Here is a 20,052-nt window from a genome sequence, read left to right as displayed (position 1 = left end):
CATTTTGTGAGAAAGCCACATCTTTTTCTGAAAAAGCAGACGTTATTGGCTAATTATACAGGGCATGGAAAGGTACCAAGACCAGTGAAGGGAACAGAATTAACGCAATAAGTAAGGCTAGTTGAGCTAATAAGAAAGGTGCAATACCTTTAGTAACCGCTCCCATGCTGGTGTTGCCGACGCTTGATATGGCCGCTAATACCGTCCCCACTGGTGGTGTCAGTAAGCCAATACTCAGGTTCAGCACAAAGACGATGCCAAAATAGACAGGATCAATACCCGCCGCTGTAACAACCGGCATGAGAACCGGAGTTAAAATTAAGATAACTGGCGCAAGATCCATCGCCATACCGATGATTAATACCAAGATGTTGATAATGATCATTAGAGTGGTTGGATCGTCTTTCCAGCGTTGTAATAATTCGGACACGGCACCAGGAATATCGGCCATGGTGATCATCCAGGCCGCGATGGAAGAGGCCGCCACCAAGAACATAATAATGCTTGTTAATGTGGCACAATTCACCAATACACTATAAAGACGCTTAGGCGTGAGCTCGCGATACACGAATATTCCGATAAAAAGCGCATAAAACGCTGCCACAGCACCTGCTTCTGTTGGGGTAAATACGCCAAAACGCAAACCGACAACAATAATGACGGGTAAAATGAGTGCCCATAATGCATTTTTTAGAGCATGTAGTCGCTCGTTAAGGCTGGCCTTTTCTAGTAATTCGATATCTTCTTTGCGGGTTACGTACCACCACACAAAAATAAGCAAAACGCCCATCATCAGGCCTGGCGCTAAACCCGCAATAAAAAGCTGTGAGATAGAAACGCCACTGGTGACACCGAATAGAATTAACGGAATACTCGGCGGTAAAATTGGGGCAATAATGCCGCTAGAAGCAATAAGGCCACAAGAGCGGTTATGGTCATAACCCGCTTTTACCATGAGTGGAATCAATATGGCACCAAGTGCTACGGTATCAGCAACGGCGGAACCTGATAACGACGCAAAAAGTATGGCCGCCACAATGGTTACATAGCCCATGCCGCCTTTTTTGTGACCAAGCATGGTCATGCCTAAATCAATGATTCGACGGGTAATTCCGCCTGCATTCATTAATTCCCCTGCCAATATAAAGAAGGGAATGGCCATCAAAGAGAAATTATTGCTACCGCTGACTAGGTTTTCTGCAATCAACTGGCTGTTAAACATGTCCATGTAAAACATCAGCGCCATGCCTGTCATAATGAGCGCGAAGGCGATAGGCATACCGATAATAATGGCGCCAAATAACGCGCCAGCAAAAATGACCAGCTCCATTATGCTTCTCCTTCTTGATGGTTTTTATTGAGAGCGTCTTGTTGCTGTTCGTTTTCGAATAAGCGTCTAATGCCAAATAGAATAAACAAGCACATGCAAGCACCCATAATCATGGCGCCTGCATAGAGCAACCACAAAGGCATATTTGTGGCGGGTCCGAGGGTATTAATATTGATTTTAGCTAGCTGCCAGCTACCATCGATGAGTAACCAGAGGGCGTATATCATTAAGGCAGCAGAGATAAGTTGCAGTGCGACTCTTAACCATTTGAACGGTATAAGCTTTATGAAAATGTCGACGTTCAAATGTTGATTGAGCTTCATAGCTCGAGTGGTGCCGAGAAAAATCATAAAAACAAACAGGTAGCGCGACATTTCTTCCGACCATGTGATACCAGAATCGAATAAATAGCGAAGAACGACATTCGAGAAAACAAGGCAAGACATTGCGGCTAGACAACCTGCCATGCCGATTCCCAGAAGTAAGTCTACAGAGCGAGATAGCTTTTTCATCATGGTGAAGCTCTTAATTGGTCAAACAGTATTAAAGTTTAATATTAAAAAGGGCGTCTATATGGAATATACAGACGCCTTTATCAAACTTACTTTTCGCCTAGTGCAATGATTTCTTGAACAATATCGCGGGCTTCTGGGTGTGATTTATAGAAGCTTTCATAAGCAGACTGTTCTGCTTGTATTAATGCCGTATGGAAGTCTTGGTTTGGAACTGTGATCTTCACGCCATCTTGCTCAAGCTTCGCTTTGTTTTGTGCTTCTTGCTTGATCAACAAACTCCACTCTTGCTTCGCTGCATTTTGTGCCGCAGTAGAGACGGCTTTTTGTTGTTCCTTGGATAAGCCGTTCCAGGTTTTGTTGTTCATTAAGTACAAGTTTGGCGTGAAAACGTGATTCGTTTCTGTGATGTATTTCACAATTTCATACCACTTAGACGCGACAATATTTGGGTAGGGATTTTCTACGCCATCCACAACACCTTGCTCTAATGCACTAAATACTTCGGAAATAGGCAAAGGTGTGATATTTGCCCCTAGGTTGTTGCCGATTTCAAGCATGCTGGTGATGCCAGGAAAGCGCAGACGAAGTCCTTTGAAGTCCTCCATGGAGGAGATCTCACGATTACTGGCAACCACTCGGAAACCTTGTACACCATAGGCAAGGAAATGCATGCCTGTATTGGTGTCCATATCATTTACTAATTTCTGACCGATATCGCTGTTTAATACAGTTTGAGCATGTTCGTAATTTTTGAATAAGAAGGGCAGTTGGATAATACCAACGTTTTCTACTTCTTTATCCATAATAGTACCGAGGATAGCCATACTAATAGTGCCGCCTCGAACAGAGTTATAAAGCTTTTCTTCTGCGCCCAATACTCCATTGCTAAATACTTTAACTTTTAGTTCGCCATTACTAAGGCTTTCGACATCTTTTTTGAAGGTGTCTTTTAGGGCGATACTGTTTGGGTGAGTATCAGGAAAAAAGTTAGCAACCGTAATCATTTTTGCTGCAAAAGCTGCTGGCGTGACAGCAAGAGCAGATGTGATAGTGAGGGCCGCAAGGGTTTTTCTTGTGAACATAGTCTTCTCCTAAATACGCTTTAAGCGTAGATTATTTTTATTGTGCTAAGAAATATTGTGCTATTTATCGCTAATTAAGCAGCTTGCTATAGTGTACTTTTCAATGGTTTCTGGCTTTGGTGAGAAACCTAATCCAAAAGTGTTTCCAAGATCGAATGTTGCAGGGCATTCATTAAGTGGATGAAGGGAATCAGCCAACTCAATAAAGGGAATTTCTAATGATGTTTCAGGCATGGTTGCAGCGATGAAATGGGCAGTCGCTATCATACCGGCACCATAGTAGAAACAGTGAGGGACAACTTTGATATTGTGATGTTTGGCACGTTTGCAGACATCGTACATGCCTGTAATACCACCTATTTTGCTGACGCTAGGTTGAGCGATATCAATGGCACCTGCTTTAAAAAGTTGCTCAAACCCTTCTGGGCCAGAGGCGTTTTCACCCGCAGAGATCGGCACGCCAATGTTTCTAATAGTGGCAAGTTGTGCAGCATCTTCTGGTGGCCAAACAGGTTCTTCTACCCAGCTTAAGTTAAGCGATTTCAACTCGGTAACCTTGACGGTAGCTTCAGTGAGGCTCCACGGGCAATTAACGTCAACCATAAGTTCCACGTCATTAGGCAAAGCCCCGCGAGCAGTGGCAATGGCTTCATAAGTTGTTTCGTGGAGTTTGATTTTTTTGAAGCCAGCATTGGCAGTTCGTAAGACGTTTTCACGGACTTTATCTGGTTTGTTGCCATAACTTACCAGGCTAGCGTAAAGGCTGATTTTGCCGCTCTTGCCACCGAGAAATTGATACAAAGGTTGCTTGGCTTGTTGTGCTTTAAGGTCCCAAACTGCAATGTCGATAGCGGATAGGGCGTAAAGCATTGGGCCAGAACTGCCGAAACTGTGCAGAGCGCGCTTAGCTGCGTAGAGGTGTTGTTCGTAATCTGCGATGCTTTTGCCAATAAACATGGGCGCAACAAGGTGTTCTAAAGCCGCATAGGTAACGACGTTTGAGGCGTGTCCGAACGCTTCGCCCCAGCCAGTTAGACCCGTATCGGTTTCTACTTCAATAAGAAGTGATTCCATCTTGTTAATGTTAGGAGAGGCGCCGTTGAATTTGTCTTCCTCTTTTACGGGAGCGATGTCTCGTATGCCGGCCGTAAATGGAATAGCAATGCGCCTAATTGTTATTTTTGTAATTTTCATGACTAAGAAAATCTCTTTAGATCTGATGTAATTATTTTGATGTAGTACATCATACAACTTGTTTGTTATTGGTCAAGAGGTACGATGACTATTTTTTTTATGGGGTTTGACATCACTTTTTCGGGTTATTATCACGTTATAATCGTATGTTTTTGTGGTTACTTGATAGTTAACGTCTTGTTATTTTTTAGTTTTCCGTATTTCTTTTATATGTTGTATGATGACTTTTTGGTTGTTAGGAATAACTGAAAGTGAAAGATAATTCATTATTGACCACAATTTCTGTTGATGAGCCCCATCGCGAACAAAAGCCACAACGTAATTTGGCGCAAAAACTGGTTCAAGAAATACTGCAGAAAATTGAAAGTAAGGTTTTAGTTCCTGGTGATAAGTTGCCTAAAGAGGCTGATATCATGCAAGAGCATGGTGTTAGCCGAACGGTTGTTCGAGAAGCACTGCAGCGCCTTCAAGCATCAGGAAATGTTGAAACCAAACACGGTATAGGTACCTTTGTTTTAAATAATAAAGGGCAAGGGCCAATGGATCTGTCGTTTGATTATGTCAACGATGCTGTAGAGATTTTGGAGTTACGCATTGGATTGGAAGTGGAAATAGCCGGTTTGGCTGCGTTACGACGCACCGATGAACAGCTGGTGGAAATTCGCAAAGCGTTGGATGCCTTGCGAGCCATAGATAGAAATGGGCATGTATCAGATGCCGGGTCAGCGGATTTTAACTTCCATTTATTAATCGCCAAATCAGCAGGCAATCATTACTTTGTTGATATCATGCAGCACATGGAAAACAGTTTAGTACCACGTAAGCGTATTGATGTGTCTCATGTGAATCATGAACACGAAGAAGTATATACCGCGATAGAGCGAGGGGATTCCTATGCTGCGCGGGCTGCAATGCGTTTGCACCTAACAAACAGTCGAGAGCGCTTTTTGAAACTGGCAAGAAAGTGATTCCCCAGTAGGGGGAATCACTTTACTAGTGCCTTATTAGCATTACGCCAATGGCCCGCCAATAATAGTCGTACGCAAACCTGCGATAATATTTTCGCCCGTTTCGTGTCTTAGTTCGTCGTACCACGCTTGGGTTTCTTGCATGTCTTTACCATGCGTAACATCGCAACGTTTGCGAGCTTTTAGTACAAGATCCTTCACGCGAAAACGGCGTTCTTCTTCGTATTGCTTCAAAGCCGCTAGCACACCAGAAACCGTTTTGCCTTTCTCTTTGAATTGATCCGCGAAACACTGACCAAGCACGACCGCGTCTTCCAGCGCCGAGCAACCGCCTTGGCCAATGTCTGGCGTTGTGCTGTGAGCCGCATCGCCGAGTAGGGCGATATTGCCTTTTACCAAGGTGTCGAAAGGTTCGATGTCATGAATTTCGATACGATTGGTGGTTTCTGGATTAATGGCTGCAATCAATTTTTGAACGGGTTCAGCCCAGCCAGCAAAGTAACCCGTTAGATCAGCAATGACAGTGCTCCTGTCTTCTGCTAAACCTTTTGGTAGTGGCACATCAAAGAAGAAGTAAAAACGATCATCGGCAATCGGCATGATAGAAACGCGTTTACCTTCCCCAACAAAGGTCGTCCACTGATCGGCAGGGGCAATACTTTCATCGATTTCAACCAAACCATTCCAATTCACGTAATCGGCATAGCGGCGTTCGGTTTGATAACCAATGACATCAGCGCGAACGACAGAATGCGTGCCGTCAGCAGCAATCATAAAGTCACCCACAACACTCGTTCCATCGGTAAAATATGCGGTGACGCCAATGTCACTCTGTTCGACTTTTTCAATACGCTTGCCAAATTGAACCTTATCACGGCCCCACCAATCGATCATTTGGCTTTGTAAGTCTGCACGTGATACTGGGCAAGGGCGTTCTCCAACAGCATCAACCAATGGTGAAAGACTAAATTGGGTCATTACACTTCCAGTTAAGCCATCGTGGTAAGCCATGTTGTGCATTGGTCCGCCCAGTTCGTCCATAATGCTGCCCATACCTAGATGGTTCATGCATTTCACGCCGTTAGACCAAATAGAAAGCGCTGCTCCAACAGGCTTGATTTCTTTCACAGCTTCAAAAATTTCACACTCGATGCCTTGTTGCTTTAACGCGGCCGCTGCAGACATGCCGCCAATACCACCGCCAATAATAAGTGCTTTCATACCATTCCCCTTTAATCTTTCGCTTCGTTGTCGTGTTGTCGTAGCGAATTTTTAATGTCTTGTTAAAGGAGTAAATGGCAATAAATATGCCATGAAACAAATGAGCCTATATTTATTTATGTGAAACCTTTGTTTTAGAGGGGTGCGTAATCTGTGGTGTTAGGTCAAAGAAGAAATAGGCTGGTTTTCTTCTTTGACCGATAGGGCAGGAAGTGACTTATCTTGGTGCGGTTTTATATGCATTTGCTCTATTTTGGCTCGTTTAGCCTTAACTGGAAGCCTAATGAACTAAGACTAGCTGCCACGGTAAGTACTGTAAGAATAAGGCGAGACAAGTAGTGGAACATGATAATGAGCGTTTTCATCACTGATGCCGAAACGAATAATTACTGTATTTAAGAAGCTTGGACCCTCTTTTAGAGTGTCTTCATTAGAGCAGTCAGCAAAGTACTCATCAATGGCGAACTCCAGCTCATATATGCCTGCAGAGAAGCTATCCGCTTGTAATAAGGGCTGATCACAGCGACCATCATTGTTGGATATCGTGCTATTGATCAGCTGTCGTTGACCGTTATTAGTATGCTGGTAAAGGTCAATTTTAACGCCAGCGGCTGCGATGCCTTTTGTTGTGTCTAAAATGTGAGTGGTTAAGTATCCCATTGTTTTACCTCAATCTAATTTGAAAACTAGCCTGCTTTTTGCAAGTAAGTGTCTTTATAAGTGAAATGGTACTGAAAATATTGTTTCATAGAGATCAATATTTGTGCCATGTGTTCCTGTAGTAAGCGTTTTTATTATTTATCGAGATTCGTTTAGAGATCTTTTTTGTATAAGCCGTCAGAGATTGGAGTCCTATTATGCACGACCCGTTAGCTGTAATCAGTGAAATGGAAGAGGCGGATTTTATCGCTTTATTTAGTAGTATTTATGAACATTCCACCTGGGTAGCAGAAGAACTATGGCGCCAAAAAATGGCGCATCCAAGTGAGCATTTTGACAGTATCGATAAAATAAAAGCCACTATGGCAGACATCGTAGAACAAAGTACAGACGAACAAAAACTCATACTCCTACGTGCTCACCCAGATTTAGCTGGCAAAGCAGCTTTAGCTGGTGAGCTTACTCATGCTTCAACGTCTGAACAGTCAGGAGCAGGGCTTGATCAATGTTCAGAAGAAGAGTTAGCGCATTTTCTACAGCTGAACGATACCTATCGAGAGAAGTTTGGCTTTCCCTTCATCATGGCCGTGAAGGGCGCGACCAAGGATCAGATACTGGCAGGCTTTGAAGCCAGAACGCCCAATGACTGGCAAACAGAGTTTGACCGCGCCATGAGCGAAGTGCATAAAATTGCAGGGTTAAGATTGGCGGATTTGTGAAATTGCGCCTACCGATTCATATAAAAACCGCCATCGATGTATAAATGTCGATGGCGGTTTTTATAAGTAGGGAAGTGAAAGTTGTAGGCTTATTTATCTACAAAGTTAGCTTGAATACGTTGCGTCAAAAAATCTGCAGCGCTGATAGGTTGATAACGCTTAGCCGGACCTTGGATGATCTGCGTTTTATTGGCTTGGCAAAAGAAGGCGATGGAGTGGCGACTGCCGCAGTATTCGTCGATTCTTGGCTGGCGAACTCTGTGTAAGTTGGATTTCAACTGGTCATCGCTCCAGCGCATGAGCATATCGCCGATGTTGCAGGTGATTACGCCACCAAGGGGTGGAATGCTGGTCCAGCGCTGAGTATCTGCTTCGGCACCGGGGCAAACTTGTAAGCCGCCGTGGCCTTCGTGTTGGAACAATAAAGTCAAACAATCGAAATCCGTATGAGCGCCCGCCCGCCACATATTGCCTTGTTCGGTGACGCCTTCGGTGGCGTAATAATGCAACAAGCGCAAAGTGCTTTGGTAGTCTGGCTGACGTGGGTCATGGGCTTTGCTAAAGAAGTCTCGATCAAAGCCGAGCTTGTCCGCAAAGCAAGACAACACTTTCATGCCGACTTCCCAACATTGTTTTTCAAAACGCAGCGTATTGGCTTGAAAGTTTGGTAACTCTTCTTCAGTTGGCCATAAATTATCCATGTGATATTGGGTGATTTGATAGGATTCTTTTTGATCCTTGGTGCCAGTAGAAGGGCGGATTTGGCTGCGACTTTCCCAGCCCGCATTGACGCTTTTGGGCCTTGGGTATTTGCTTTTAATACTTTCTGGAAGGCTAAAGAAACGCTCGGACTCTTTAAAGGCCGCTTTTATTTCTTCAGGATCAATACCGTGGTTACTTAATTGGAAAAAGCCAATCTCGGTGGCAGCTAGCCAAAGCTGCTCGGTGATTTCTTCTCGGCGATTTTCAAAATCGCTCATATCGATAATGCGAATTTCTCGGTCGTTGGTGTCTTCGCCTGCACCACCAAACGTGGTTTCACGTTGTAGCTCTTCCAATGAATATGAATCAGTCATTATGGTCTCCTCCTAGTGGAAAATGGAGCAATGACCTGATGCACTTCAAAAGAAATACATCTGACTGCTTCTACTCCGATTGTTTTCTATTGCTTAATTAGTATTACCAAACACCTTCATGCAATTTTGCTGCCTCTTCTTCAAGGCAAGGCCCAATCACTTCTACTTTTCGTTGCCCCGATTCAAATACGGTGCGACAAGGCAAAGCCAAAGTTGGGTTTTCTGGATGATTCCCGGTGATCTGTTTCAAGCTGTCTTCGCTTAATCCATACACAAGGCGTCCTAAACCTGCCCAATAGGCAGAACCTGCACACATGGCGCAAGGCTCGGCGGAAACGTACATGGTGCATTTCGCTAAAAAGTCAGGGCGATACGCCTTGCTCGCACGAGTCATTAATTTGCGCTCGGCGTGTCCCGTCATATCGAAATCAGGCAAGTAGCCGTTTACTTGCGTCATTAGTACATTGTCTTCATCGTCGACTAAGATCGCCGCAAACGGGTGGATGCCTTGTTGTTTGGCTTCATCCGCAAGTGCGAAGCTTTGACGTAGAAAGTCTGTGTCTTTTGTATTTAATGTCATATCTGTCTCTGTTATTAAGATTTTTACGATGTCATGAGCACAATAATCGTAAGTTATTTCTTCTTAGGAAGGCTCCACGGGAAAAACCACGCCTGAATCCACTGGATCGATTTAAACAGCAACAAGCTGATAACCGACAAGAAGATTAGCCCAGCAAAAGCTTGTGGAATTTTAAAGAACGAGGTGGAAAACTGAATGAAATAGCCCAAGCCTTCTTCTGCCGCGACGAACTCTGCTACCACAGCGCCGATAATCGCCAAGGTGATAGAGACACGAAGGCCACTAAAAATGTGTGGAATCGCATAAGGAATTCGGATCTGCCAAGTTTCACGATATCGTGGAGCACGCAAAGATTGGCTGAGTTCGATCATTTCTGGTGGCGTTTCCAACATGCCCGTTGTGGTGGATACCACCAGAGGGAAGAAGGTGATTAAGCAAGTGATCAGCACGCGAGATGGATCGTCTGTACCCAGCAAGACGATGATCAAAGGCGCAACAGCGACTACAGGCGTAGATTGAATCACGATCAAAGCTGGATACAGCACGCGGTTCATCAACTCGGAACGCATCATGCCAATCGACAATGGAATCGCAATGAGAATAGACAGACCAAAGCCCATTAGTGCAACTCGTAACGTGGCCCAAAGGTGCGTAAGCCAGCGGGAAAACTCCACATCAAAAAACGCCATGAATATCGCGGCTGGAGAGGGCAGAATGTAATTTGGCACATTGCCAAATCGACAAATTAATTCCCATAACAGCACTAGGCCGATAAAGAATAAGCCCGGTGCGAAGCGGTTGGCTTGTTGGCCGAGCCAGGTTTTAGGCTGGTACGTTTGGTTCATAAATATAGCCTCTGATTATATCGGTTAGCTCTGCAAAACGAGGGGAGTTAATGGTTTGTGAAGAACGGGGGCGAGGTAAGTCCACCTCGATCAAATCCAGCACCGACCCAGGGCGTTTGCTCATGACGAGGATACGATCCGATAACAACACAGCTTCACTAATAGAATGAGTAATAAACAGCACGGTCTTTGGGTTCTTCTTCCAGATATCGAGCAGGTCGAAACCGATTTGTTCACGAGTTAACGCATCCAATGCCGAGAAGGGTTCATCCATCAAAAGAATGTCTGGGTTGAGCAAAAGCGCTCGCACAATGCCAACACGCTGTTGCATGCCGCCAGATAATTCGTCTGGCATCTTGTCAGCAAACTGGGTCAAGCCTGCCATTTCCAGTAACTCGTTTGCGCGCTTTTCATCACTAGGGGAATAGCGGCCGTATTTGTGTTTCAGTGGAAACAGCACATTTTTACGTACCGTTAGCCATGGCAATAAATTGGCTTTTTGAAACACGATGCCCACATCATCACGCGGTTCGGTGACGGGGCGGTTAAAGACCGACACTTCACCATGAGAAGGAATCAGTAAGCCAGCCACCATGCGCAATAGGGTGGATTTACCACAACCAGAAGGCCCAACCACTGCAACGAATTCGTGGCGGTGGATGTCGAGGTCAATGTCTTGCACAACCATGGGCGCGTCTGGGCGTGGGTCAAATTTATGACCCACTTTTTTCATGCTAACGTAGGCGGATTTGTTGCCATCCGTCGTATTTTTATCTTCCATACCCTTACTCCGGCTTAAAGCTGTTGTTCACTGCGGTTTTTGGGTCTATTGCATCCACAGATACACCATTGGCTTGCGCTACGTATTCCCATGTTTTTTGAATACGCGCGTCGGTGAAGTTACCGAAGCCGTCTTGTGTTGTGACGTCGTTGTACACCAAGTTATAAATGCTCTTAATTTGTGCAGAGACAATCTTGGCGTCTACTTCTGGTACCATTTTGTGTAAGTCAGCACCCGCTTGATCTGGGTTGGCATAAGTAAACTCAATGGATTTCGCGAAAGCTTTGATGAAGCGTTTAGCGACATCTGGGCGTTCTTCTAAGAATTTTTCAGAGGCTAAGACAGAGGAACTATAAAGTGACAAACCAGAATTTGACCAAGGCATTTCGATCAGCTCTTTGCCTGCGCCTTTTGCTTGCGACTCATACAGGGCGGTGTTGGTGACCCAAGCGATAATGGCATCTGTACTGCCAGTGATCATCATTGGCGCTAGGGCACCCGGATCGGATTTCACTAATTTAATGTCGTCTTCACTCAAACCATTTTGTTCTAATACCAATGGCAAGAAAGCATTGGATGAAGTGAAAGGAGAGGTAGCGACTTTTTTGCCTTTTAAATCTTTGATCGATTTAATGCCGCTGCTTTTCAATACGAAAAATGCGTGTGGTGCTTGCGTGAAGTAAGGATAAACCGCTACAACGGGCACATTATCCTGCGCCTTAGCTGCCATCAGAGCGCCAATATCAGAACTGCCAATATCCGATTGGCCAGTGGCCATCTTAGTTAATGCATCCGTGGAACCACGACCACTGGCGATCTTAACTTCCAAATCTTCGTCAGCAAAGAAACCTTGTTGGATGCCTACATAAACGGGCGCTTTATCACCACCTGGTAACCAGTCTAATTGAAACGTTACCTGATCTGCTGCCATGGCAGAGGTGGTTGAGATGAGACTGGCTAAAAGAGTCAATCGAATTGCTGTTTTCTTTGCCGTTTTCATAAGCATACTCCATACAATTAATAGGGGATAAAGACCCGCTTGTTTCATATTAAATGTATGTAGCAACATTTGTTCCATGTTTGTGGAGAGGACGTATTTAATTTTTTAAGTGATTGAATTTAATATTAAAAAGTAAAGTGGAAGACTTTTGGTGATAAGACAGGGAAGGATTCGAAAAGAAAAAATGAAACAAAATGGTGCGATATCAACAGACTTGATAGGCGATAGCCTGAGGCTCTTTGTTTTATTTTTTAGACAAAATTTAGGTCATATTTCAGACCTAAATTTTTGGAGGTACTGTATCTTTGTCGTTCTGGACTTATGTTTGATGTTTACTTCGGAGTGCGTACTAAGATGGTTCTATCATCATGAAGTGCGTGTCAGCTTGTGCGACTGGGCAGTGATCGACGCCTTTTGGCATGACATACATTTCGCCTGTCTCAAGGGTGATGTCGTTGGATTCTTTGAGCTTTAATGTCAGTTGGCCTTTGAATACCATGATTATTTTCTCTTCGTTTTCATGTTTGTGCCAGCCTAACTCTCCTGTCCCTTTTAGGATGCGTACCGATTGCCCATTGGACTCGGCAATGATTTTTGGTGCCCATTCTTCTTTAAGAAGAGAGAATTGCTCATTGATACTAATTTTATCCATACTCATTACTTTCATATCCTTACGATGAATCTATAAATGATAATAAAACTCATTTGTATGTTTTTCTAGAGCAATTTTTGTTTTTTGTATCTAATTCCTCTTTAGGTCAAACACATTTATTCTGTGCCTTGTAATATCAATTGTTCAAGAGATCATAATAGTCTTCAAATTAAAAGTTTGTACGGTTGGTCAGGTTTTTGCATTTAAGCTATCATTGCTAACATCATTTTAAATAAGGAGAGCGCTTTGCAATTTATACTAAACGATGAGCTCATCGACGATAACACGCTCCCTAGCGACTTTACTGCTTTGCGCTATCTAAGAGAAAAGCGTGGATTAACCGGAACGAAGGAGGGCTGCGCATCAGGAGATTGTGGTGCATGCACGCTTCTTGTTGGTGCGTTAGAAAACGGCGAGTTGACTTATTCAACGCTCAATTCATGTATTACGCCAGTGCAATCCTTGTCGGGCAAGCATGTTGTCTCTGTTGAATATTTGTCCAAGGTGGATGAGTTGCATCCTGCTCAACAAGCCATGGTGGAATCTCATGGTTCACAGTGTGGCTTTTGTACACCGGGTTTTGTGTTGTCTTTGGCAGGGTTATACGAAAATAAACAGAACGCTGACCAGCCGATTGATCGTGAAGCAGTTTGCGATGCCATCTCTGGTAACCTGTGTCGTTGCACTGGCTATCGTCCAATCATCGAAGCTGGTTTATCTATGATTAAGGTGCAAGAAGCAAAAGAGACACCTTTTATTGAGCTGATGAGTAAAAACGAAGGCATTAAAAGTCTGCTTGAAAACCTACAAGCCGAGGCGAATGCCAAAAGCAATTATCTGCAACCTACCAATTTAGAACAACTTGCTCAGGCATTAACCTCGAATCCAGGCGCTACCTTGATCGCCGGTGGTACGGATTTGATGCTAGAAAACACTCAGCGCTATCGTGATTTTGATACCTTAATTGACGTATCTAGCGTGGTTGAACTCAAAACGCTGGACATTGGTGCCATCACTTTAACCATAGGCGCATCGGTGACTTACAGTGAGTTGGAAGATTTTAGTAAGATACTCTATCCACAGATCCATGGCTTGCTGAGCAGAATTGCCTCTCGACAAATTCGTAACCGCGGCACGATTGGCGGCAACGTCGCGAACGCCTCACCTATTGCCGATTTACCGCCTTTATTATTGGCGTTTGATGCCGATATTCAATTGCTGAAAACAGACGGCAGTACCAGAACGGTAAATATCAATGATTTCTACCAAGGCTACAAACAAACCCAATTAGCGAAGGATGAAATGATCGCATCCTTTGATTTGTCGCTCGATAAGCTCGCGCAGTTTCATCGTTTCTATAAAGTGTCTAAACGCATGGAAGACGATATTTCCAGCGTGATGTTGGCGGTTCGCTTTGAAGTCGATAACGGCAAGTTAAGCGATGTGCGCTTGGCATTTGGTGGCATGGCGGCTACGCCGATTCGTGGACTAAAAGCAGAAGCAGCGCTGACTGACAGAGCCATTAACGACGAACAAGCCTTAAACCAAGCCATCGACGCATTACGCAACGAGTTAACACCCATGAGCGACATGCGTGCCAGCGCGAAATACCGTTTGGATATGGCCTGTAACCTGATTCGCAAAGCCTGGTTGGAACTAAATGGCACCGAGGTGGTGACTTTCTCCGGTCACGCTGTCAGCGATTCCATTTTATCGACCGGTTCGGAGGGCAGCACTCATGCGTAAACTTCCACAAGATTTCACTCTCGACACAAAAGCTTTTAAAAAGGGGCTTTTGCCCGTTCATGAATCGTCGATCAAGCACGTAACAGGTCAAGCTGTTTACATCGACGACATGCCAGAATGGCCAAATGAACTGCATGTAGCGACGGGATTATCGACCGAAGCCCATGCGGATATTGTGTCGATCAATTTAGACAAAGTACGTGCTTATCCAGGCGTGGTCGATGTGATTGTACAGGCCGATATTCCCGGGGAAGTGGATGTGTCGCCTGTGTTAAGTGGCGATTTACTACTCGCTGGCGATTTTGTGCATTTTATTGGGCAATCAATTTTTGCCGTTGCAGCCACCAGCTTACGTGCGGCGAAACAAGCCGTTGCTTTGGCTGAGATAGAGTACAAAACGCGAGAAGCGACCTTGCATCCTCGCCAATCGTTAGAGCGCCAAGAGTTCGTTTTACCGACTCACACTATCAGTTGTGGTGATGCCAAAGGCGCACTGGAAAGCGCGCCGAACAAGCTTAAATCCGATTTATACATCAAGGGCCAAGAGCACTTCTATTTGGAAGGGCAAATCAGTGTGGCAACGCCTAATGAAGATGGCGGCGTGCAAGTATTTGCATCCTCTCAGCATCCTGCCGAAGTGCAAAAGCTGGTGGCGCGTGTGTTGGGTTTGCCTGTGGCACAAGTACTTGTTGAAGTACGACGTATGGGCGGCGGCTTTGGCGGCAAAGAATCGCAAGCAGCGGTGCTGGGCTGTATGGCGGCGGTACTCGCTGTGCGCAATCGTCGTCCGGTGAAATATCGCATGCCGCGCCAAGATGACATGGTACAAACCGGTAAACGCCATGACTTCTGGAACAGCTACGAAGTTGGCTTTTCCAATGAGGGTGAAATTATCGCGGCAGAATACGACATGGTCGGCAAATGTGGCTGTACCGCTGATTTGTCAGACGGCGTCGTCGACCGTGCTATGTTCCATGCGGACAATGCTTACTTTCTACCAAACGCACGTATCAGTGGTTATCGTGGTAAAACCCACACAGTTTCCAATACCGCATTTCGTGGTTTTGGTGGGCCAAAAGGCGTGATCTTAGCGGAAAACGTCATTGAGGAAATCGCCTGCGCCGTGGGCAAAGATTCCTTAGACATTCGCAAGCTGAATTGTTATCAAGCGAATAAAGACACCACGCCATATGGGCAAAAAGTCGATGACGATGTGTTGCTGACATTGATTGAAGAACTGGAAACCAGCTCAGATTATCGAGCTCGCCGTGAATCGATTAAGGCCTTCAATAAGCAGAATCCTTTCCTCAAAAAAGGGCTCGCGCTCACGCCTGTTAAGTTCGGTATTTCCTTTACCTCGAAACACTTAAACCAAGGTGGCGCCTTGCTGCATATCTACACAGATGGCAGTGTGCATGTGAGCCACGGCGGAACGGAAATGGGGCAGGGGCTTTATACCAAGGTAGCGCAAATTGTCGCCAAAGCGTTTGGTATCGATTACCAACGCGTCAACGTGGGCTCTACTCGTACTGACAAAGTGCCAAACGCATCACCAACCGCCGCATCAGCAGGAACGGATTTGAACGGCATGGCAGCGCTAGACGCCGCACTGACGATCAAAAGCCGCTTGCAAGAATTCGCTATGGAACACTTCGGCATCGCCGCCGATGCCTTTGCTATTGAAGACGATCAAGTGATTCTAGGCAGCGAGACAATGAGCTTCCCTGAATTCATTAAATTGGCGTACATGAACCGCGTGTCTTTATCGTCTACCGGGTTTTATAAAACCCCGAAGATTGGCTACGACCGCAAAGCCGCCAAAGGCCGACCTTTCCTATACTTTGCCAATGGCGCGGCCGTGTCTGAAGTGATAGTCGATACTTTTACCGGCGAATACAAAGTTACCCAAGTGGATATCTTGCACGACGTAGGGGATTCGATAAACGCAGATTTGGATATAGGACAAATCGAAGGCGCGTTTGTACAAGGCATGGGCTGGCTCACCTCAGAAGAATTAAGCTGGGATGATAAAGGTCGCATCACCACCAACAGCCCTGCTAATTACAAAATTCCAACCTCGGCGGATATTCCAGAAAAATTCAATGTTAAATTGTTCGACCGTCCTAACAGTGAAGAATCTGTTTATCGTTCTAAAGCTGTGGGCGAACCGCCACTCATGCTGGGGATTTCCGTTTGGTGTGCATTAAAAGACGCTTGTGCAGCTATGGCAGACCATAAAATCTCGCCTCCATTGTCCGTGCCAGCCACGCCAGAAGCGGTGTTTTACGCCATGCAAGCGGCGCAAAATCACAAAACAGGTGGGGAAGTCAGCCTATGATGTCTTCTATGAGCTGGGTACAGGCATTACAGGAAGTGGAAAAAGCAGGGCAGGCTTGGGTGATCGCCACCGTGATTGGCACCCAAGGTTCTGCGCCGCGGGAATCATCCAGCAAGATGATTATCACCGAGGAACACAGCTTCGACACCATCGGCGGTGGACAGCTGGAATACGCTGTCTGCCAAAAAGCCCGTGCCATGTTGCAAGATGCGTCTTCGCCTTCTCATGTGCTGGAAAACTTTCCTCTCGCCGCCAAAACCAATCAATGTTGCGGCGGCACGGTTAGCGTGTTGCTAGAGTACTTCCCAGAACCCGCTACAAAGATCACTATCTTTGGAATGGGACACGTCGCAACCACCTTGGTCAATGTATTGGGCAACATGAAGGCGAAAATCTCGTGGGTCGACAGCCGTGAGAACCTTTCACAAGACCACAACATCCAAGGCTTACCGAGTAACGTCACACCCTTTTTGTATGAATCCATGTTGGAACACATCGACCACATGAGCTATAACGAAATCGCCTTAGTTATGACTCACGACCACGCGTTGGATTATCAGCTAGTGGAAGCCTTGTTAGATCGAAAAGACTGCCGATTCATCGGCTTAATCGGCTCGAAAACCAAAGCCCTACGCTTCAAAAAACGCCTCGTCAGCGCTTCCTTTAGCCAAGCGGAAATCGACTCAGTACATTGCCCAGTGGGACTAAACGAAATCGCAGGCAAGAAACCCTTCGAAATCGCCATCTCCATCGCAGGGCAAATTATCCAAATCACCCAAACCAAAGACGAAGCCAAAAAGGGCAGCGGACTTACTTGGAAAGAAATCAACAACGCCTTAAGTGACTCAGTCGCAGAGACTTGAAGAAATGACATTCCTTCCTCGAAACTATCGCCTACCTCGTAGGAATGTCATTTTTCAATTCTAGCTTGTTTAGCGGCGGTTAAAGTCGCTTGACCTCGCTCTTGGCGTTCGCCTTGCTCCGCATCAACGTAATTATTCCCTCCCCTTATGTCTTCCAAGGGGAGGGCGAGGGAGGGGTTATTACTTTGGCTCTTCGGAGTTTTGACCCTGACCTCCGTTGTAGACGCGAGCAAACCAAACACCACCGCTCGACGTTACTGTTATAGATTACCGTTTGACCTAGCTCTTGGCGTTTGTCGCGCTACTATAAAGTCATACGATCCGCCGTCATCCCCGCGAAGGCGGGGATCCATTGTCTCTGACCTCCACTGGATATGCGAGCAAACCAAACACCATCACTCGACGTTACTGTTTTAGATTGCCGTTTGACCTCGCTTTGGCGTTTGTCTTGCACCGCATCAATCACCATTTCCAACCGTTGTAAACTGCGTGAATATACAGTTTATTTTTCATTATTCGGATTTCTGGCTCGTTTTGTCTGAAAAATAATCAAAAAAGTGCGTGTTTTTACTGGTGGCTGGTTAGAAAGTCTTTTAGTATCAATGAATAAGAATATCCGCAACAGAAATAACGCGCTGTGGATAAAAAGAATAACGCGCACGCTCGTTTTTCCAGTTTTCACTTTTGTGAATAGCTTTATAAAATTTTTATTATTCAATTGTTTATAAGGTTTTTTGGACAGTTTTGAAATTGTCTAAACGAGCATGCGCACTATTAAAATGTTAGCCTAAAAGACTAGAAGTGATTTATGAAAATAAGAATTGCATGCAAAGGTGACCAGAAAAGCATTGAAGAAAGTGTTAAATCAGCTTATATGCACTATATAGATCGCATAGGTATTAAGCCTGCCCCAATGCTTGCTGATTACAATAAAGCAATCGAGAGCCATAAAACTTATGTCTTAGAAGATTCTGAGTTGGGTGTAGTCGGTGTCTTAGTTTTAGTTATTTCAAAGGGGAAGTTTTTGCTCGAAAATATAGCAATTCATACTTCGGCTCAAGGCAAGGGATATGGTAAAGCTCTCCTTCAATTAGCCGAAAAAACTGCTAGAGAATTAAAGTTTGACTATGTCGAACTATATACTCACGAAAAGATGAATGAGAATATAAGCCTCTATCAACGTATAGGTTACGATATTTTTGATCGCATACATGAAAGTGGATATAGCCGCGTTTATATGAAAAAGTATGTAAAAGGCTAACAAGGCAAGTCTGTCGGACGGTTTCACCGCCGCAGCTTTAAGCGTTATATCACTAAGGAAACTCATGAGCACTGAATTAGAAAGTAGATTGGTATTTGTTGATACTTCAGCATATGAGAGTAAAAACTACCAATTCAATGAGCATGCTCTAGGTAAGCTTTGTGACTTTCTTGAATCTGAAAGACTTCACCTCCTTATTACACAAATTACGATCAATGAAATAAAAGCTCATTTATTATCAAAAGCAGAAGAATCGGCAAGAGCTATAAAGAAAATACAAAAAGAAGCTATGTTCTTAAGGAATACACCCGAACTAGCTTGTCACGGCATTTTCGAGAAAGTAAAAGCCGAAGATGTTTATAAAATTGCTTTAGAAAAATTTGAAGAGTTTCTTGATAAGAGTTCAGCTGAAATTGTAGATATAAAAAATGTAGATGCCTCAATTGTTTTCGACAAATACTTTAATTCTGAACCTCCATTTGGAGGAGCAAATAAAAAATCTGAATTTCCTGACGCATTTGTGCTCGAAGCTGTAGGCAAAGTAAGTAGAGAGCGTGGGCATACTTTATACGTCATCAGTGATGATGGAGATATGGAAAAATATGCTGACACTTTAGATAACTTGATTCATCTAAAGAGAGTTGATGACCTATTAGATTTGGTTGTTAGGAAAGAAGAGGAATTAAAAGAGCCTGTAAAATTTGCAGACAGTATTTTTGAACAGCTAGAAGAAAATTTAATTGAAAGCGCCAGAGAGATAATTAGCTCATCAGAGTTTTACTCAGACGAAGCAAATGAGTTCGATGATGAAATTTACCAAATAGATATTGAGTCTGTTTGTATAAATCACAAAAACATAATTTCGGTTTCAGATGAACATGTTGAGTATGAAATTGACTTTGAAATAGTCCTAAAAGCTCACTATTCAATTGCTGATTACGATCGCTCACCATGGGATCCTGAAGATAAAGTTTATATGTTTGTCTTGCATAACGATATTGTGAAAAAGCACACTGAAGTGTTTTCAGCTTATGTAAATATTGATTACATGGATGGTATTAGGGCAAATGCAGAAGTTTCAGAATTAGATTTTACAGATTCTGCATTTGAACTAAATGAAGAAAATAGTGAAACGATTAGTGTCAAATATTTAGATTTAAGTGGTGAATAAGAGCAAAAGATCAGTTAGGTGCTGCCGTGATATAACAAGTCATTTCAGCA

General features: G+C 44.3%; 20 protein-coding genes. 7 read left to right on the top strand and 13 right to left on the bottom strand.

The features are described 5' to 3' along the window. Positions 1–49: 49 nt before the first annotated feature. From DFP77_RS05015 to DFP77_RS05000, 4 genes are all read right to left on the bottom strand, one after another. Positions 50–1,330: a TRAP transporter large permease subunit gene (locus DFP77_RS05015; RefSeq protein WP_114411178.1), complete on the bottom strand. Its 1,281-nt coding sequence runs from the start codon at positions 1,328–1,330 to the stop codon at positions 50–52. Further along, positions 1,330–1,845, bottom strand: a complete 516-nt coding sequence (locus DFP77_RS05010) for a TRAP transporter small permease (protein WP_114411177.1) — start codon at positions 1,843–1,845, stop codon at positions 1,330–1,332. The genes DFP77_RS05015 and DFP77_RS05010 overlap by 1 nt, the downstream gene beginning before the upstream one ends. 86 nt (positions 1,846–1,931) lie before the next feature. Continuing rightward, positions 1,932–2,927, bottom strand: coding sequence for a TRAP transporter substrate-binding protein (locus DFP77_RS05005; RefSeq protein ID WP_114411176.1), 996 nt, complete (start codon positions 2,925–2,927; stop codon positions 1,932–1,934). Positions 2,928–2,987: 60 nt separating this feature from the next. Further along, complete coding sequence (locus tag DFP77_RS05000; RefSeq protein ID WP_114411175.1) at positions 2,988–4,121, bottom strand: mandelate racemase/muconate lactonizing enzyme family protein; 1,134 nt, start codon at positions 4,119–4,121, stop codon at positions 2,988–2,990. Positions 4,122–4,372: 251 nt separating this feature from the next. On the opposite strand from DFP77_RS05000, the gene DFP77_RS04995 reads away from it, so the two are divergent. Next, positions 4,373–5,089 (top strand): FadR/GntR family transcriptional regulator, encoded by a 717-nt coding sequence (locus tag DFP77_RS04995; protein WP_258861070.1) that lies wholly within the window; start codon positions 4,373–4,375, stop codon positions 5,087–5,089. A 42-nt stretch (positions 5,090–5,131) separates the two neighbouring features. On the opposite strand, the gene hpxO is transcribed toward DFP77_RS04995, so the two are convergent. Then, positions 5,132–6,310 (bottom strand): FAD-dependent urate hydroxylase HpxO, encoded by a 1,179-nt coding sequence (hpxO, locus tag DFP77_RS04990; RefSeq protein WP_114411174.1) that lies wholly within the window; start codon positions 6,308–6,310, stop codon positions 5,132–5,134. Positions 6,311–6,604: 294 nt separating this feature from the next. Further along, entirely contained in the window at positions 6,605–6,970 is a 366-nt protein-coding gene (gene uraH / locus DFP77_RS04985) for a hydroxyisourate hydrolase (protein ID WP_114411173.1), read from the bottom strand. Between the two features lie 197 nt (positions 6,971–7,167). On the opposite strand from uraH, the gene uraD reads away from it, so the two are divergent. Further along, on the top strand, positions 7,168–7,689 hold the full coding sequence (uraD, locus tag DFP77_RS04980) for a 2-oxo-4-hydroxy-4-carboxy-5-ureidoimidazoline decarboxylase (protein ID WP_114411172.1): 522 nt from the start codon (positions 7,168–7,170) through the stop codon (positions 7,687–7,689). 89 nt (positions 7,690–7,778) lie between these two features. On the opposite strand, the gene DFP77_RS04975 is transcribed toward uraD, so the two are convergent. The 6 genes from DFP77_RS04975 to DFP77_RS04950 all read right to left on the bottom strand — a co-directional run bounded on the left by DFP77_RS04975 (position 7,779) and on the right by DFP77_RS04950 (position 12,629). Continuing rightward, positions 7,779–8,765 (bottom strand): isopenicillin N synthase family dioxygenase, encoded by a 987-nt coding sequence (locus tag DFP77_RS04975; protein WP_114411171.1) that lies wholly within the window; start codon positions 8,763–8,765, stop codon positions 7,779–7,781. Between the two features lie 103 nt (positions 8,766–8,868). Further along, the gene (locus DFP77_RS04970) at positions 8,869–9,345 is read right to left on the bottom strand and encodes a nucleoside deaminase (RefSeq protein WP_114411170.1); all 477 of its coding nucleotides are present in this window, start codon (positions 9,343–9,345) and stop codon (positions 8,869–8,871) included. Positions 9,346–9,398: 53 nt separating this feature from the next. After that, positions 9,399–10,190 carry an ABC transporter permease gene (locus DFP77_RS04965; RefSeq protein ID WP_114411169.1) on the bottom strand — a complete coding sequence of 264 codons (792 nt, stop codon included), beginning with the start codon at positions 10,188–10,190 and terminating at the stop codon, positions 9,399–9,401. Then, on the bottom strand, positions 10,168–10,971 hold the full coding sequence (locus DFP77_RS04960) for an ABC transporter ATP-binding protein (protein ID WP_114411168.1): 804 nt from the start codon (positions 10,969–10,971) through the stop codon (positions 10,168–10,170). Before DFP77_RS04960 ends, DFP77_RS04965 begins: the two co-directional genes overlap by 23 nt. 4 nt (positions 10,972–10,975) lie before the next feature. Beyond that, entirely contained in the window at positions 10,976–11,971 is a 996-nt protein-coding gene (locus tag DFP77_RS04955; protein ID WP_114411167.1) for an ABC transporter substrate-binding protein, read from the bottom strand. Between the two features lie 349 nt (positions 11,972–12,320). Continuing rightward, complete coding sequence (locus tag DFP77_RS04950; RefSeq protein ID WP_258861069.1) at positions 12,321–12,629, bottom strand: cupin domain-containing protein; 309 nt, start codon at positions 12,627–12,629, stop codon at positions 12,321–12,323. Between the two features lie 240 nt (positions 12,630–12,869). Between DFP77_RS04950 and xdhA the strand changes: the two genes are divergently transcribed. Genes xdhA through xdhC form a run of 3 tightly spaced genes read left to right on the top strand, consistent with a single transcriptional unit; the run spans position 12,870 to position 17,570 of the window. Next, positions 12,870–14,369, top strand: coding sequence for a xanthine dehydrogenase small subunit (gene xdhA, locus DFP77_RS04945; protein ID WP_114411166.1), 1,500 nt, complete (start codon positions 12,870–12,872; stop codon positions 14,367–14,369). After that, positions 14,362–16,707, top strand: a complete 2,346-nt coding sequence (gene xdhB, locus DFP77_RS04940; RefSeq protein WP_114411165.1) for a xanthine dehydrogenase molybdopterin binding subunit — start codon at positions 14,362–14,364, stop codon at positions 16,705–16,707. Before xdhA ends, xdhB begins: the two co-directional genes overlap by 8 nt. Continuing rightward, positions 16,704–17,570 carry a xanthine dehydrogenase accessory protein XdhC gene (xdhC, locus tag DFP77_RS04935; RefSeq protein WP_114411164.1) on the top strand — a complete coding sequence of 289 codons (867 nt, stop codon included), beginning with the start codon at positions 16,704–16,706 and terminating at the stop codon, positions 17,568–17,570. Before xdhB ends, xdhC begins: the two co-directional genes overlap by 4 nt. Before the next feature lie 304 nt (positions 17,571–17,874). Here the strand turns inward: xdhC and DFP77_RS19525 are convergent, their stop codons facing one another. Then, on the bottom strand, positions 17,875–18,039 hold the full coding sequence (locus tag DFP77_RS19525) for a hypothetical protein (protein WP_181858495.1): 165 nt from the start codon (positions 18,037–18,039) through the stop codon (positions 17,875–17,877). A gap of 339 nt (positions 18,040–18,378) precedes the next feature. Here DFP77_RS19525 and DFP77_RS04925 point away from each other — a divergent pair, with 339 nt between their 5' ends. Then, the gene (locus tag DFP77_RS04925; RefSeq protein WP_114411162.1) at positions 18,379–18,831 is read left to right on the top strand and encodes a GNAT family N-acetyltransferase; all 453 of its coding nucleotides are present in this window, start codon (positions 18,379–18,381) and stop codon (positions 18,829–18,831) included. Positions 18,832–18,895: 64 nt separating this feature from the next. Continuing rightward, positions 18,896–20,002, top strand: a complete 1,107-nt coding sequence (locus DFP77_RS04920) for a PIN domain-containing protein (RefSeq protein ID WP_181858494.1) — start codon at positions 18,896–18,898, stop codon at positions 20,000–20,002. Positions 20,003–20,052 lie beyond the last annotated feature (50 nt).

This window comes from Marinomonas foliarum (assembly GCF_003337275.1).
GTDB classification, from domain to species: domain Bacteria; phylum Pseudomonadota; class Gammaproteobacteria; order Pseudomonadales; family Marinomonadaceae; genus Marinomonas; species Marinomonas foliarum.
The sequence above is the reverse complement of the archived record's forward strand: the minus strand, read 5'-3'. Positions and strand labels throughout refer to the sequence as shown.